The 16,471-nt window shown below is 42.5% G+C and carries 8 protein-coding genes; 3 read left to right on the forward strand and 5 right to left on the reverse strand.

The features are described 5' to 3' along the window. The first annotated feature begins 115 nt into the window (after positions 1–115). Positions 116–1,147 (forward strand): small ribosomal subunit biogenesis GTPase RsgA, encoded by a 1,032-nt coding sequence (rsgA, locus tag EDC51_RS04675; protein ID WP_131928302.1) that lies wholly within the window; start codon positions 116–118, stop codon positions 1,145–1,147. A 37-nt stretch (positions 1,148–1,184) separates the two neighbouring features. On the opposite strand, the gene EDC51_RS04680 is transcribed toward rsgA, so the two are convergent. The 3 genes from EDC51_RS04680 to pyk all read right to left on the reverse strand — a co-directional run bounded on the left by EDC51_RS04680 (position 1,185) and on the right by pyk (position 6,301). Beyond that, positions 1,185–2,738 carry a SulP family inorganic anion transporter gene (locus EDC51_RS04680; RefSeq protein ID WP_025289594.1) on the reverse strand — a complete coding sequence of 518 codons (1,554 nt, stop codon included), beginning with the start codon at positions 2,736–2,738 and terminating at the stop codon, positions 1,185–1,187. Between the two features lie 113 nt (positions 2,739–2,851). Beyond that, positions 2,852–4,810, reverse strand: coding sequence for an exodeoxyribonuclease V subunit alpha (gene recD, locus EDC51_RS04685; RefSeq protein ID WP_131928303.1), 1,959 nt, complete (start codon positions 4,808–4,810; stop codon positions 2,852–2,854). A 54-nt stretch (positions 4,811–4,864) separates the two neighbouring features. Beyond that, on the reverse strand, positions 4,865–6,301 hold the full coding sequence (gene pyk, locus EDC51_RS04690) for a pyruvate kinase (protein ID WP_025289592.1): 1,437 nt from the start codon (positions 6,299–6,301) through the stop codon (positions 4,865–4,867). 111 nt (positions 6,302–6,412) lie between these two features. Here pyk and sixA point away from each other — a divergent pair, with 111 nt between their 5' ends. Beyond that, positions 6,413–6,895, forward strand: a complete 483-nt coding sequence (gene sixA, locus EDC51_RS04695; RefSeq protein ID WP_131928304.1) for a phosphohistidine phosphatase SixA — start codon at positions 6,413–6,415, stop codon at positions 6,893–6,895. A gap of 53 nt (positions 6,896–6,948) precedes the next feature. Here the strand turns inward: sixA and thrB are convergent, their stop codons facing one another. Both thrB and thrA read right to left on the reverse strand, forming a co-directional pair. Further along, on the reverse strand, positions 6,949–7,899 hold the full coding sequence (gene thrB, locus EDC51_RS04700) for a homoserine kinase (RefSeq protein WP_025289591.1): 951 nt from the start codon (positions 7,897–7,899) through the stop codon (positions 6,949–6,951). Further along, the gene (thrA, locus tag EDC51_RS04705) at positions 7,899–10,355 is read right to left on the reverse strand and encodes a bifunctional aspartate kinase/homoserine dehydrogenase I (protein WP_131928305.1); all 2,457 of its coding nucleotides are present in this window, start codon (positions 10,353–10,355) and stop codon (positions 7,899–7,901) included. Before thrA ends, thrB begins: the two co-directional genes overlap by 1 nt. 522 nt (positions 10,356–10,877) lie before the next feature. Here thrA and EDC51_RS04710 point away from each other — a divergent pair. Continuing rightward, a partial coding sequence (locus tag EDC51_RS04710) for an ESPR-type extended signal peptide-containing protein (protein ID WP_282957650.1) occupies positions 10,878–16,471 on the forward strand: 5,594 nt, incomplete at its 3' end.

Raw genomic sequence — 16,471 nt, forward strand, 5'->3', positions numbered from 1 at the left:
TTTTAAGGCATAAGTGGCAAGCGGTACGATTTTGTAAAATTTTTGCAAGATCGCACCGCTTGCTTTATGCTTACGCTATTTTTATTTATAAATTATTTCTAAAGAGAATCTAATTTTGAGCAAACGTCGTTTAACCCAAAATCAACAACGCCGCATTCAGTCTAACCATCAACGTAAAATACATAAAGCTGAATTCGAATGGCAAGATGAAATGCTTGGTGAAATTCGGCAGGGGGTGATTGTTACCCGCCATGCAAAACACGCTGATGTCGAAACCGAAAATGGTGAAATCTTTCGTTGTAACTTACGACGGACATTGAAAAATGTTGTTGTTGGCGATGTGGTTTCTTGGCGCTTAGGTAATGAGCAATTGCAAGGGATTAGCGGAGTTATTGAGGCGGTTTTTCCTCGCAAAAATGAGCTAACCCGCCCAGATTATTACGATGGCATCAAAGTGATGGCATCAAATATTGATCAAATTATTATTGTCTCGGCGGTGCTTCCTACATTATCACTTAATATAATCGATCGCTATTTAGTGATTTGTGAAAATGCGCAAATTCCAGCTCTAATTGTGCTAAATAAAATTGATCTATTGAGTGAACAGGAGCGGGTAGAAGTACAAAAACAGCTGGCAATTTATGAAAAAATTGGCTACGAGACACTCTGCCTTTCTGCAGATACCGGTGAAAATATGCCGGCTTTGCACCGTTATCTTGCTAAAGGAACATCTATTTTTGTTGGACAATCAGGGGTGGGTAAATCCAGTTTAATTAATCAATTACTACCGGAAGTAAATGCATTAACAGGATCTATCAGCGATGTTTCAGGCCTAGGGCAACATACCACAACCGCTTCTCGTTTATACCATTTAGAACAAGGCGGGAATTTAATTGATTCTCCTGGAATTCGAGAATTTGGCTTGTGGCATTTAGAACCAGAACAGATCACCCAAGGTTATCGAGAATTCCAAAGTGTACTTGGGACTTGTAAATTTCGTGATTGTAAACATAAAGATGATCCAGAATGTGCATTAAGGGCTGCGGTAGAACAAGGCAAAATTGATGCTGTGCGTTTTGAAAATTACCACCGCTTATTAGAGAGCCGAGAAGAGAGTAAAAGCCAGCGTCATTTCAGAAAAGAGTAAGAGATTTCTTCCCCATTTGGGGAAGAAATTTTTTTGGCTAAATTTGCCCATGGTGCTCTACATGGATATTGGTATTTTCCATCCCCTCCTGGTTTTCGTAATCATGTTTAAAACCACGCAGTTTAACGGTAATGTTATTCTCTTTTGCATAAAAATTGGCAAAATCGTCAATTAACTCCAGCACATCACTGGCAATATAAACACTACGCTCGGCATCTATCGTGATAGTCGAGTCTGGGCGAATGTTTTTCAATGTTTTCTTAATCGCAGCTTTGTTTAAGAAGGAGACTTCTTCAGACAGAGTTAAAACGATACTGTGTGCTTCAGCAAGCTGCTCGCGGCTGAGGTAGTAAGCGCGTTTCATATTGCCATAAAGCAGGAAGATTATGCTAATAACTAAACCAATTCCGACCCCTTTAAGAAGATCTAAAAACACCACAGCAATCATTGTGGCAAGGAAAGGGATAAATTGGTAAATCCCTTTGCGCCAAAAATGGCGATATGTTGCAGGACGGGTCAGTTTATAGCCAATTAAAATTAACACAGCTGCAAGGGTTGCTAGTGGGATTTGATTAAGTAGATTTGGAATAGCAATAATGCAGATCAGCAGTAATAGCCCATGAATCACCGCTGATAATTTGTGTGTTGCGCCGGCATTGGCATTGGCAGATGAGCGAACGATCACTGAAGTCATCGGTAATCCTCCAATCAATGAGGCTACGATATTTCCGACACCTTGCGAACGTAATTCGTGGTTAGTATCTGTAATTCTACGACGTTGGTCTAAGCGATCGGCAGCTTCGATGGAAAGTAAGGTTTCAATAGATGCTACGACGGCAATTGTTGCACCGGTTAGCCAAACATAGGGATTTAATAAGCCGGTGAAATCTGGGAAACGGATTAGGCTTTCCGCTTCTTCTAAAGAGTGCGGGACTGGAAGTTGTACGAGCTGAGAAGTTGGAACAGCTAATCCACTATCAAAATAAATAAAGAGATCATTTAACAGGATACCAGCAAAAACGGCAATTAGTGCTGATGGCAGAAGCTTCAACTTGTTCAATAGAGGGTTTTTCTCCCAAGCAATAATAATTGCAATGGAGACTAATGCAATAATTAATGCGCCAAAGTGAATCTGTCCGCTCTGGATAATTTGCCAAAGAGAGCCTTTAGTACCAAATGCGTAAGGTAATTGCGATAGAATAATCAGCACGCCAATACCTGCTAGCATGCCTTCAATCACTGAAATTGGGATATAGTTGGTAATACTACCGGCACGAATCAAGCCCAATAATAATTGCAATCCTCCTGCAACTAAGCCTGCACATAAGAAGAGTTCAAATGCACCTAGCTCGGTGATCGCCGCGAGCACAATGGCAACTAAGCCTGCTGCGGGGCCTGAAACACTAATATGTGAGGTGCTTAATGCTCCGATAACTATTCCGCCAACGATGCCAGAGAGCACTCCAGCCAGTGGAGGGGCGCCAGATGCGAGTGAAATCCCTAAGCAAAGAGGCAAAGCAACTAAAAAAACGACTAATCCAGATGAAAAATTTTGTTTGAGCAACTGCCCGAAACTGTGTTCTTTACTCATAACAGACCTTATTTCACAAAAAGAAATTATTCTATGCCTTTTTTACGGAAAAAACTGTGAGAAATATCATTTTTCTGTGTTTTAACCGAGGAAAGAGGTAATAAAATGAAAAACTAGTTTGCGAGAATTTGTTCGCGTAGCCCACTTTGGCGTTGAATATCCGTTCTTACTGCATTTTTCCAAATGCGCTCACTCGCAAACAGCGTAAATTTTTCTTTTGCACGAGTGACTGCGGTATAAAGCAGCTCTTTGCTCAATACAGGGGAGTGACTGTGAGGCATCACCATTAATGTATGTGCAAATTCAGAACCTTGAGATTTATGGACAGTCATCACATAAGCCGGTTCATAATTAGGCACTCGACTTGGGGAAATATTAAGATATTGCCCATTTTCATTGCTATCGAAATAGATGCGCAGTTTGCCTTGCTCATCTGGTAACATTAAGCCGATATCGCCGCTAAAAATATGTAGTTGAGCCGCATTTTCCGTGATCAAAATCGGTTTACCAATATAGCTTTCACGGCTTTGGTTAAATTCGATTAAATGGCATTGCCGCAGAGCTCCGGCTATCTCTTGATTTAAGTTCTCAACGCCCAGTTCGCTAACGCGTAATGCAGATAAGAAGCGCACTTGTGAGAATGCTGCAAAAATTTGCGCCACGCTAATGCTAGCTGGTGATTGCTGACGTTGTTTGACTAAACTAAGATAAGGACGATAAAGTTGCACTGCCTGTTGCACCACGAGTTTTACACACTGCTGTTGCCATTGTGTCTTTTCTGGGGCGTTTGTCATAGCAGGATAGGTAATGAGTTGCAGATCGCTAAAAGCACTATTTGCAAAACTTTGCCAAGAATTGCCCGCTTGTTTGGCATTAATTTGGGCGGCAAGATAGCCTATACCAGAATATTCGCTAAAACGACGACTTTCTCGTAAGTGACATAGGCTGTCGCATACTGCGGGTACTTGGCTATTGCTGGAAAATAGCTCATAGCCTGTTACACATTGCAGATAATCACAATGCTGTTTGCTATAGCCGAGGGGAAGTAATTCGCCTAATTCGCTCATTGCATTGCCGGCTTCAACAGAGGCAAGCTGATCTTTATCGCCTAAGAGGATCAGGCGAGTTGTGGGCTTTAAGGCGTTAAACAGTTTTTCCATGACGAAGAGATCGATCATAGAGGCTTCATCAACCACTAATAGATCAACATGCAGTGGGTTATCCGCGTTATAGTGTGGTAAATCACGGTTTGGTCGAATACCTAATAAACTATGCAGTGTTTTGGCACTGTTTGGTAGAAGTTGTTTTAATTCATCTGGAATTTGAACTAATGACAGCAAACTATGCGTAATGGATTCTTTTAAACGTGCTGCTGCTTTGCCTGTTGGCGCAGCGAGGGCAATATTAAGTGGTGTTAGACCTAATTTGAGCTGTTTAAGTTGTAATGCCGCCAGCAAGATTGCTACGGTATAGGTTTTTCCTGTACCAGGGCCACCTGAAATTAAGCAGAATTTTTTGGCTAATGCTGTGGCAACGGCCACTTTTTGCCAATCAATTTTTGCAGATTGGTGAATAAAAAATTGAGCCAGAATCGCTTGATTTAAGCTGTTCTCTGCGCTGTCTGGAGTATGTGTTTGCACAGTTTGTTGCATTTTCCGAGCAATTCGGTGTTCTGCTTGCCAATAGCGGTAGAAATAGAGTCGATTATGCTGGAACAGCATCGGGGCAACATGCTCAGGATTATCGCTAAATGCGATATGTTCAGCTAAGTAAGATTGCCATTCAAGCGCTGGGATTCGTTCAATTTTTTGCAAAATTTCGTTGAAATAGTCCCGCTTGTATTGGTAATTCTTTAGCCCAAAAGGGTTTTCAATTATGCTTGAATCGAGGCGAAGGCAACTATGTCCTTGCATCACATGAAAAGAAAGTAATGCGGCTAGGAATAACGTTAAGTTTTGCTGAGTGGGGGAGTAGTCGTAAGCTTGTTGTTTGCTATCAATCCATTTGGCAAATTGATAATTAAGTTCAGAAATAAGATTCTCTTGTTTGAGTTCGGCAAGTAGTTTGAGCATAACCGTTATAAAAAAATCCACGCGATTGCGTGGATTTTATTGAGTTAAATTTAATTATTCAACTGTTAAAATACGGCAGGTGTTAGTACCACCTTCGCGTAATTCATCACCGTGAGTAAGTAACACGATATCGCCAGCTTTTAAGTAACCAAATTCTTTTAATAAGCTGATTGCTTTTTTCGCACCATCAATTGTGCGGCTGTCTTCGTTATAGAAAATTGGTGTTACACCACGATATAGTGCTGAACGGTTTAAAGCTTGTTCGTTACGAGAAAGTGCATAAATTGGTAAGCCAGAGCTGATACGGCTCATTAATTTGGCAGTTTCACCTGACTGAGTTAATGCGATAATTGCCGTTACACCTTCTAAATGGTTTGCAGTGTACATGGCAGACATTGCTGTAGCCTCATCAATGCTCTCAAATTTGCCTTCCATGCGGTGGCGAGAAACATTAATACTTGGCATGGTTTCTGCACCTAAGCAAACACTTGCCATTGCGCGTACAGTTTCTTCTGGGTAGTCACCATTTGCGGTTTCACCAGAAAGCATTACTGCATCAGTACCATCTAATACGGCGTTTGCAACGTCCATCACCTCTGCGCGGGTTGGCATTGGTTTTTTGGTCATTGATTCCATCATCTGAGTTGCCGTAATAACCACGCGGTTTAATTTACGTGAGCGACGGATAAGTTTTTTCTGAACACCAACTAATGCGGCATCACCAATTTCTACACCTAAGTCTCCACGTGCAACCATAATAACATCTGCACCTAAGATGATATCATTCATGGCTTCTTCGGTAGCTACTGTTTCTGCACGTTCTACTTTAGCGACAATTTTAGTATCTAAACCAGCTTCTTGTGCTAACTGGCGTGCATAATGTAAATCTGCACTAGACTGAGGGAAGGAAACGGCAAGATAATCTACACCAATTTTTGCAGCAAGTTTGATGTCTTCTTTATCTTTGTCAGTTAGCGCTGGTGCAGATAAACCACCACCTAATTTGTTGATCCCTTTATTATTTGAAAGTGGGCCGCCAACGGTGACTTCCGTATGAACTTTCGCGCCTTCAACAGAAAGTACGCGTAATTGTACGTTGCCATCATCTAATAATAAGATGTCTCCAGGAACTACATCATTTGGTAAGTTTTTGTAGTCTAAACCTACCGCTTCTTGATGACCTTCACCACGTGGTAATTCAGCATCTAAAGTGAATTTATCGCCGATGCTTAAGAAAATTTTGCCTTCTTTAAAGGTTGAAACACGGATTTTAGGACCTTGTAAATCGCCTAAAATTGCAACATGTTTGCCTAAACGTTTTGCAATTTGACGAACTTTTTCAGCACGTTCAATATGATCTTCTGGTACACCGTGAGAGAAATTCATACGAACCATATTCGCACCAGCTGCGATAATACGCTCAAGCATATCGCCACGGTCGGTTGCAGGCCCCATAGTACAAACGATTTTGGTTCTTCTGAGTTTAGACATTGATAATGTTCTCCAAGTAATGATTAAAAAATGAAATCTTTTTTTGCTCTTGCGTCAAGTAAAAACGTTGGGCATTATACGCGCAATTTCATTAATTTTTAAGGGGAAACTATGAAAATTTGGATAATGCGACATGCAGAAGCCGGCTTTAATGCGCCAAGTGATAGCTTACGAACATTAACGCCAGATGGGCTAGCAATGGCAAAAGCACAGGGGAAAAAGCTTGGAGAGCAATTCAAACAACAGCATATTGCGTTAGATAAATTATTAGTTAGCCCTTATATCCGCGCAATGCAAACTAAAGAGGCTTTAATCGAAGGAATGCAAGCGGTTGATTTTTCTCAAAATTTTGCAAATATTGAAGAACAATGGGATGGTATTACTCCTGATGGCATAACAGAGAGTGTGTTAGATTATTTGTTCTTTTTGCGTGAAGAAGGTGCTAGAAATGTACTGATAGTTTCCCACTTACCACTTGTCTTTGAATTAGTACAAGCCTTAACGCAATTTCAAGCCAGTGTGCATTTTTATCCTGCGGTCGTTGCCGAAATTGATTGGCATCGCAATAATGGGCAATTAATCTCTTCTATATAAATTATCCATCTAGCTAAGAGAAAAGGAGCAAATGATTTGCTCCTTCCGTTGTATTAACCAATTACTCTCGTGCCTTGATTATCCGCCTTACAAATATGGATAAATCCTTCATTGTTTTGCAGATACTCTTTTTCTAAGAACGCGACTAATTTATGGGCGTGTTCCAAATCAGGTGCAATGGCGAACATGGTTGGGCCGGAGCCTGAAATGCCCACAGCTAATGCGCCCAGATCTTTACAACCTTGACGCACTTCAGAGAAGTTTGGTAGCAAATTCTCACGATAAGGTTCTGCGATCAAATCTTTCATCATTGTTGCTGCCAGAATATCTTGCTGAGTATGGCAAGCATGCACAAAACTACCTAAAAAACGCGCCTGCTGGATCATCTCTTGGCGAGTGTAGCTTTTCGGCAAAATCGCACGGGCTTCGGCGGTGGATACTTCAATGCCGGGGTAGGCAAGCACCCAATACCACTCATCAAAGAACGGCAAAGGCTGGCAGATATTGCCGAGTGACTGGGTCATAAGTTGCAAGCCACCCAAATAGCACGGAGCCACGTTATCGTAGTGGATCGAGCCTGAAATTCGCCCCTCGAGTTCCCCCATCATTTCTAACAATTCCATTTTAGAAAAGGGTTCATCGTGGAATTTATTTAGAGCAACTAACGCCGCCACGACCGAACACGCACTTGAGCCTAAGCCCGAGCCAATCGGCATATTTTTTTCAAGCGTTAAGCGTAAATTTTTCACCACGCCTCCGCGCAATTTTAAGCGTTCGCTAAAAAGCACATAGGCTTGATAAACGATATTTTTTTGTGGCTCTTTAGGTAATTTGCGGACGAAATACCCCACACTGTCCAATTCAAAAGGGGTGTCGCAATCTTCAATTTGTACCACATCTCCTAACAGTGAGCCGTCAATTGGCGAGATTGCCACGCCTAATGAATCAAAGCCAACGCTTAAATTCGCACTACTGGCAGGAGCATAAATACGTAGCATTGTCATTAGTGTGATCCTCCGTGTAATGTGCGTAAAATATCTGCAAAGATGCCTGCAGCGGTCACTTTATTACCTGCACCATAACCACGCAATAAGAGTGGAATTGGGCTGTAGTAACGAGTGTAGAATGCTAATGCATTTTCACCATTTTTCACTTTATAGAGCGGATCATCACCATCGACTTCTTTAATCGCTACTTTGCATTTGCCGTTATCAATTGAACCAACATAGCGTAGCACTTTTCCACAAGCGGTCGCTTTTGCCACTTTTTCTGCAAAATCAGCATCTAAACTCGGCAACATGGCTAAAAATTCTGTGGTAGATTTGCCTTCGCTAAAGCCCTGTGGCAACACGCCTTCTACCTCAATATCACTTAATTCCAAGCGTAAACCACATTCACGTGCAAGAATTAACAATTTGCGAGCGACGTCTTGCCCAGATAAATCATCACGAGGATCGGGCTCGGTGAAGCCTTTTTCTTTCGCGTTTAAGGTTGCTTCAGAAAGCGTTGCGCCTTCTTCCAATTTACCGAAAATATAGGAGAGTGAACCTGATAAAATCCCTTCAAAACGTTGCACTTCATCGCCAGCAGCAAGCAGATTTTGTAAGTTTTCGATTACAGGTAAGCCTGCTCCAACATTCGTTTCATACAGGAATTTATGGCTACTTTGGCGAGCATTTTCACGCATTAACTGATAATACTCATAGCTGCCTGTATTGGCTTTTTTGTTTGGGGTGATCACGTGGAAACCTTCTTTTAATGCACGTGCATAAAGGTTGGCTACTGATTGGGCGGTGGTACAATCCACAAATACAGGGTTTACAACATGATGCAATTTAATGAAAGAGAGTAATACATCAAAATCAGATGGTTGGGTAGCATTGGCTAAATCTTCACGCCAGTTATCCAGATTTAAACCGTTTTCATTGAGCAACATTTTGTTGGAATTTGCCAAAGCACAGACACGGATTTCAATATCCTTCTTTGCAAGATATTCCTTTTGCTGTTTTACTTGCTCAATCAGTTCGCCGCCAACACCGCCAACACCAACTAAAAACATATCCACCACTTTTTTGTTGTTGAATAGCATTTTGTGGGTCGATTTTACGGCTTCGATTGCTTTATTTTGTGGCACAACGGCAGAGATTGAACGCTCGGAAGAGCCTTGTGCAATGGCAGTAATACTGATATTGGCTTGAGCCAGTGCCGAGAAGAAACGAGCGGAAATCCCTTTAGAAGTTCTCATACCATCTCCCACCACAGAAACGATAGAGAGATCTTTTTGCATCTCAATTGGATCAAGGGCTTTTTCTTTTAATTCTTGAGCAAATTCCGCATTCAGAGCAGTAAGGGCTTTCTCTGCGTGCTTAGTGAGCACACAGAAACTAATGCTGTATTCAGATGATGATTGAGTAATCAAAATGACCGACACATTTGCTTTTGCCATGGTGGAGAAAATACGAGCTGCCATTCCCACCATACCTTGCATACCAGAACCTGACACGTTAAACATCACGACATTATCTAAGTTAGTAATGCCTTTCACTTTTAAGCCATCAGTCGCGACATTACCATCAATGATTGTGCCTTTACCGTCTGGATTGCCAGTGTTTTTGATTAAGCACGGAATGTTAAGCGGCACAAGAGGCCCGATGGTGCGAGGATGGATCACTTTTGCGCCGAAGTAAGAAAGTTCCATTGCCTCTTGATAGCTCATTGATTCTAAGCAGATCGCATCAGGTACCAGACGTGGATCGCAGGTATAAACACCATCTACATCGGTCCAAATTTCGCAAATATCCGCTTTTAAGCAAGCAGCTAAACAAGCGGCAGAGTAGTCAGAACCGTTACGTCCTAAAAGCACTAATTCTCCATTCTCATTTCCTGCGGTAAAGCCTGCCATTAACACTACATTCTGTTTTGGAATTGAGCCAGCATCAACACGTTTGGTAGATTCTTCAATATCCACCGATGATTCTAAATAGCTGCCGTGAGCTAATAATTTTTCAACAGGATTAATACGAGTAACTTGATAACCTTTGGCTTCAAACCACGCCTGCATCATTGCAATCGAGAGTTTTTCTCCACGGCTATGCACTGTTGCACTGACATTATCTGGGCAGAATTTATCCGTTGCGGCTTGTTCTGCAATCTTGAGAATATCTGCAAGTTCCGTTTGAATAAAAGTGTGCAGACCATCTCGGTCAAATTGAGGATTGGCTTGATGTAACCCATTGATAATGTTGTTAAAAATGGTATTTGCGTCGTCTAAATGGGCTTGGAAATCGTCACCGCTTTGGGCTTTTTCCACAATGGCGACTAAGTGATTGGTAATTTTGGCGGGGGCAGAAAGCACAGCTGCTGCTTGGTCGCTTAGATGGGCTTGTTCGATGATGCTTGCTGCTTGCATAAAGCGTTCGGCATTGGCAAGCGATGTGCCGCCAAATTTGAGTACTCGCATAGGTTGCTCCTGTAAATTGTGATTTTGCAAATTTTTATACAAAAAAACCCGCTTGTATCAGCGGGTTTTCAGTTATTCCTTTCGTTTTACAGCCAACGCTTACCCGCACTATGTTGGCACATAATGGTAGTAATCATCGTGGTGGTCATCATTGTAAAACGGTTCATAGAGATTTTTTGTGTTTGATAGTAAAACGGCTTAGAGCATGCGCGAAAATAGATTTTTTGTCAATCATTTTTTGCCTAAATCATTTGTAGCTAAAAAAGCTTACAGATATAAATATTTTGGCTTTTTGTATGAGATTTACATATCTTTACAGTTAATTTGTTGCGTTTTTTTTTTTTTTTTTATGATAAGTAAGATTTAGCTTTAGATGGGTAATCTTTCTTTTGCTAAATCAATAATTACTTTAAAGACTTATTCATAACCCTTTGGGGCAATCAAATTGTTGATTGCCCTCTTTTTTATAAGATGAATAAGGCAACAAGATATTAAAGTACTTAGTACAAGGATATTTAAATCATGAATAAAGTATTCAAAGTTATTTGGAATGCTGCCAGTCAAACGTGGGTGGCGGTATCTGAACTTCAACGTGTTAAAGGCAAAACGAAATCTAAATCGTTAGCGAAGCCTGTTTTAGTGGCAGTTAGTGCTGCAACAGCTGGGGCGACGATGATTGGTGGCGTTCAAGCAGCGGTTTCTGTAACAGAAGACACCGAAAACTATCTTTTAACTTACGATGGTTCGGCAGCATCAGGTTTCCACTACATTTCTCAAGGTGTTAACGTTACTTCACCTTCAAGTAGCTCTGTAATTTACGGTGTAAATATTACAGGTTATTCCACTGATGTTTTGGTTGGTTCAAATTTGACTACCGAGGCTCCAGCAGCAACTATTTTTGGTCAACATTCTAAAGTAACTGGTCAAAATTCTAGGTATGCGATTGCGGTTGGTCATAATACTACTGCTGGCGGTCTTTCAAGCCTTGCGATGGGTCCAAGTGCAAACGCAACTTCGCAAGGCGATGTCGCTATTGGTGCTGGGGCGAGTACCATAGCAAAAGGTCATAACCAAAAAATTGCTATTGGTACAAATGCTAAAGCCATGGGTGAGGCGGGTATCGCAATCGGTTTAAATGCAAAAGCTTACAGTACCCAAGACACACTTGCGGAAGATGGCATCATTGATTCAGCAGCAAATTCAAACAATATGCATGGTCGTGATGTGGCGATCGGTGGCTTTGCGGTGGCAACGGGGGGTAGCTCGGTAGCGATCGGCCGTGTGGCGACTGCACAAGGTTCTGAATCTTTAGCATTTGGTCGTTTAACTTACGTACAAAAAACGGGTGAACACTCTGCTTCTATCGGTTCGTACAATAACATCTCTGGGGCACAAACCAACGTATTAGGTATTTACAATGCAAATATTACGGGTAATCACTCAAATATCGTGGGGGCATACAATAACCTAACGAGTAACCATTCGAATATCATCGGTTATGGCAATACCGTAACAGGCGATAATTCAACCGTAATTGGTACAAATGCAACCGTTTCAGGCAATATGTCTATCGCCATCGGCTATGGCAACCAAGTAACTGGCAATAATTCTGGTGCGTTTGGTGATCCAAATACCATTTCAGGTGATAGTTCTTATGCAGTAGGTAACGATAACACTGTTGCAAACAATAATACCTTTGTATTAGGCAACGAAGTAACCACCAGCCAAGATAATTCTGTGGTACTTGGTGCAAATTCAGCGGATCGTGAAGCAACTGCAGAAAGCACAGCAACGATTAACAACCTGACTTACTCTGGCTTTGCCGGGGTAGGTTCAGCGGCAAACGGTGTAGTTTCTGTAGGTGCAAAAGGTGCTGAGCGCCAAATCATCAACGTGGCAGCAGGTAATATTTCAGAAAACTCAACCGACGCAATCAACGGTTCGCAACTTTACTGGGTTGCTGCTAACCTAGCTAACGCAACACAAAACTATTTCCACGTGAACAACGGTTCAAATACTGGTGGTGATAGTGCAACTAACTTTGGTGGCGTGGGCGTTTCTGCTGGTGCAACAGGGCTTTATGCTCTAGCCGCTGGTGAAAATGCCGTCGCAACCGATCGCCGTAGTGTCGCAGTGGGTTATAACGCAAAGGTGTTATCTACTCAGAATAACCCTAGAGGTATCGGGCATACCGCCGTGGGTGAAAATACCTTAATCAATAGCAACGTAAACGAAGGTGCGGTAGCTATTGGTGGCGGTGCAGCGGTTGGTGTGATTATGAGCAATGATTATAGCTCAGATAAAAAATCAACCGTTTTAGTGGCAAATAGCGAAACTGCAGCACAAGGTACAGCAATTGGTTCACGTGCATTTGCTTATGGTGCACAATCTTCTGCGTTAAGTGCAGACAGCTGGGCGATTGGTCAGTCATCTATTGCGCTTGGTGGCGATGATACAATGCGAGCTCACTCAGCATTAAGAAGTGCAGTGGCAGAGTATGCAGCTAAGACAGGTACAAACCAAGTTTCGCAAAATAATGCTTATACCCGTGCAACAGGGTATAGCAATGTTTATGACACAGCAGTAGCTGCACGTGCAACTCGGTTTGCGCCGACAGCAGCTATTGGTGATGCCTCTATTGCTTTAGGTACACATGCTCAATCAGCAGGTGTGGCATCAAATGCTATTGGTACAAATGCGATTACTTTTAGTGACATATCGAATGCCATTGGTTTTATGGCACAAGCTGGCGTAAGCGGTGGAGCTGGCAAAAATGCAAATGCATTTGGTACTGTTGCAGTAGCTTCAGGTAATGATTCAAATGCTATTGGTCATAATGCAACGGCAAGTGGTGATGATTCTATCTCTATTGGTACGAATTCTACAGCTAGCGGTAATCAATCGATTGCAATCGGTTATGCAAACCAAGTAACGGGTGATAACTCTGGTGCATTTGGTGACCCTACTGTAATTTCGGGTAACCGTTCTTACTCTGTGGGTAACAATAATACCATCGCAAATGATGATACCTTTGTATTAGGTAGCACGGTAACCACCACACAAAATAATTCTGTAGTGTTAGGTGCGAACTCAACCGATCGTGCAGCAACCGCTGAAACCAGTGCAACTGTGAATGGCGTAACCTATGGTTCGTTTGCAGGTGTGGGTGCTGAAGCGAATGGTGTGGTATCTGTGGGTAAAGCAGGTGCTGAGCGTCAAATTATCAACGTGGCAGCGGGTAATGTCTCTGCAGACTCAACCGATGCGATTAACGGTTCTCAGCTTTACTTAGTAGCGGAAGAAGCTGCGAAGAAATCTATTGTGGCTGCGGGTGAGAATATCAGTAGCGTAACCACCTCAACTTTAACCAATGGTTCTGTGGTTTATACCGTAAACGCCATTGATACCAATACGCAAGCCAGCGTAACGTCTAACGATGATTCGGTAACTATCACCACTTCAACGAATGCAAATGGTACAACCAATTATGACTTGTCATACACCGATAACGATACGGTTACCACGGTAAGTTATGGTCGTTCATACAACTCATCAGCTCAAGCGAATGCACCAATTAACGTTACCACTTCAACTAATTCAGATGGTTCTGTTGATTATGCAATTAATGTGTTAACAACAGCATTAACCGTTGGGCAAAATGGTGCGGTATCTGTGCCAACAGGACGTAACAATAACTTGATGAATGCAACGCAAATTCAAAATGCGATCAACAATTCAGGTTTCCAAATTGTTACAGGTACAGTGGAATTAGCAGGTGGTTCAGGTACGCAAGAGGGTGATTCTTACCAAACTTTAGTTACCCCAGGCGATCAGCTTATTCTGAAAGCGGGTAATAACTTGGTGATTAGCCAATCAACCGATCGTACGGTGACTTATGCGTTAAACCCTGATATTTCACTTAACAGCATTACTATCAACCCAGATCTTTCTGAAGAAGATGTGGGCATTGATATGGGCGATACCAAAATCACTAACCTTGCAAATGGTACAAACCCAAGTGATGCGGTGAATTTAAGCCAATTGAATGCAACCAAAACCTTTGTTCAAGCGGGTAACCATACTTCTGTAAACAGCACCACCAATGCAAACGGTTCAACCAATTACATTGTGAATGCGGATAACGCTGTGGTAACTTCAACGGATGATTCTGTAACTGTTACTGCAACTTCAGCAACTAATGCAGATGGTACAACCACTTATACCTATGATTTATCAGCTAATGTTTCAACGGGTAGCCTAAGTAACAACGCAAACGGTACAGTACAAGCGGATGAAACTGCAGGAAATCTTGCAACAGTTGGCGATGTCGCAGATGCGATTAACAACAGCGGTTGGAACACCACATTAAGCGATGGTACTTCAGCACAAGTGAACCCAGGCGATGTAGTGAACTATGTGGACGGCAATGGCACAACAGCTAACGTTGCATTAAATACCAGCACGGGTGCGGTTGAAGTGAGCTATGACGTTAATAACGCAAATGCAACCAACGCAACCAACGGTAAAATTGATGCACCAACAGATGGGGCTAACTATGTTAACGCAACCACTTTAGTGGATACCATCAATAAAGCTGGCTGGAATGTCTTCCAAGAAACTGATGACGAAGCGAACTTAAAAGACACCGTAACTGCAGGCGATAACGTTGTATTTGCAAATGGTACAGACACTTTAGTGAATGTAGCCAACGATGGAAATACCACCACAATCACTTACAGCGTTAAAACTGGCGAGTTAAGCAACAATGCGAACGGTACAGTAAGCTTTGATGCAGCAAACGGCTCAGTGGCGACAGTAGACCAAGTAGCGGATGCGATTAACAACAGTGGTTGGAATACGACATTAAGCGATGGTACACAAGCTCAAGTGAACCCAGGCGATGTAGTGAACTACACGAATGGTACAAACACTGTGGCGAACGTGACCCAAGATGCAGATGGCAACATCAACGTAAGCTATGACGTTGCGGGTGATTTAACCAACATTACCTCAATTACCAACAACGCAGGTAATACGATTACTGTGGGTAACGGCACAACGACTGTGAACACAAGCGGCACAGCGGCAGTAGACCCGAACTCAAATGCGACCGACATTGCGACTATTGGTGATATTGTTAACACGATTAACAACGTAAGCTGGACAGTCGCAGGTAACGGAGAAGACGTAGAGAAAATTACTGCGGGCGAAGTGGTGAACTTTGTAGACGGCAACAACACCGTTGCGGTGGTCACTGCAAATGAAACCACAGGTGGCGTGGATGTGACTTACCATGTTGAGGGTGATTTAGCGAACATTACGTCAATCAGCAACAACAATGGCACAACCATCAGCTTAGGCAACAACACAGTTAACGTAAACAATGCAACGATTAGCAACGTAGCAGAAGGTGTGAACGGCACAGATGCGGTGAACGTGAACCAATTGAACAGCTCAATTGCAAGCGTGACCTGGAAAGTAACGGGTAACCACAGCGAAGAGAATGCAACTGTTGTAGGTAATGGCACAGTGAGCTTCAACGACTCAGACACCATTACGGCGAATGTAGAAGGCATGAACATCAGCTTTGATGTGAAAGCGGGTGATTTAAGTAGCAATGCGAATGGAACAGTAAGCTTCAGTAGCTCAAACGGCTCAGTAGCGACCGTAGACCAAGTAGCAGATGCGATTAACAACTCAGGCTGGCAAACCACATTAAGCAATGGTAATACGACAGTAATCAATCCAGGCAATGTAGTAAACTACAGCAACGGTACAAACACTGTGGCGAACGTGACCCAAGATGCAGATGGCAACATAAACGTAAGCTATGATGTGGCAGGTAATTTAACCAACATTACATCAATCACGAACAATGCAGGTAACACCATCACAGTGGGTAACGGTACTACAATTACCAATACCAACGGCACAGCGGCGGTAGATCCAAACTCAAACGCAACGGACATTGCGACGATTGGCGACATTGTTAACACGATTAACAACGTAAGCTGGACAGTTGCAGGTAACGGAGAAGACGTAGAGAAAATTACTGCGGGCGAAGTGGTGAACTTTGTAAACGGCAACAACACCGTAGCGGTGGTGACTGCAAATGC

The organism is Bibersteinia trehalosi, assembly GCF_004346205.1.
In the GTDB taxonomy this organism is placed as follows: Bacteria; Pseudomonadota; Gammaproteobacteria; order Enterobacterales; family Pasteurellaceae; genus Bibersteinia; species Bibersteinia trehalosi.

What these genes read in the sequence shown, in the direction of transcription:
- EDC51_RS04680 (WP_025289594.1), bottom strand. Translation starts at nt 2,738, where the DNA reads ATGAGTAAAGAACACAGTTTCGGGCAGTTGCTCAAACAAAATTTTTCA.
- recD (WP_131928303.1), bottom strand. Translation starts at nt 4,810, where the DNA reads ATGCTCAAACTACTTGCCGAACTCAAACAAGAGAATCTTATTTCTGAA.
- pyk (WP_025289592.1), bottom strand. Translation starts at nt 6,301, where the DNA reads ATGTCTAAACTCAGAAGAACCAAAATCGTTTGTACTATGGGGCCTGCA.
- sixA (WP_131928304.1), top strand. Translation starts at nt 6,413, where the DNA reads ATGAAAATTTGGATAATGCGACATGCAGAAGCCGGCTTTAATGCGCCA.
- thrB (WP_025289591.1), bottom strand. Translation starts at nt 7,899, where the DNA reads ATGACAATGCTACGTATTTATGCTCCTGCCAGTAGTGCGAATTTAAGC.
- thrA (WP_131928305.1), bottom strand. Translation starts at nt 10,355, where the DNA reads ATGCGAGTACTCAAATTTGGCGGCACATCGCTTGCCAATGCCGAACGC.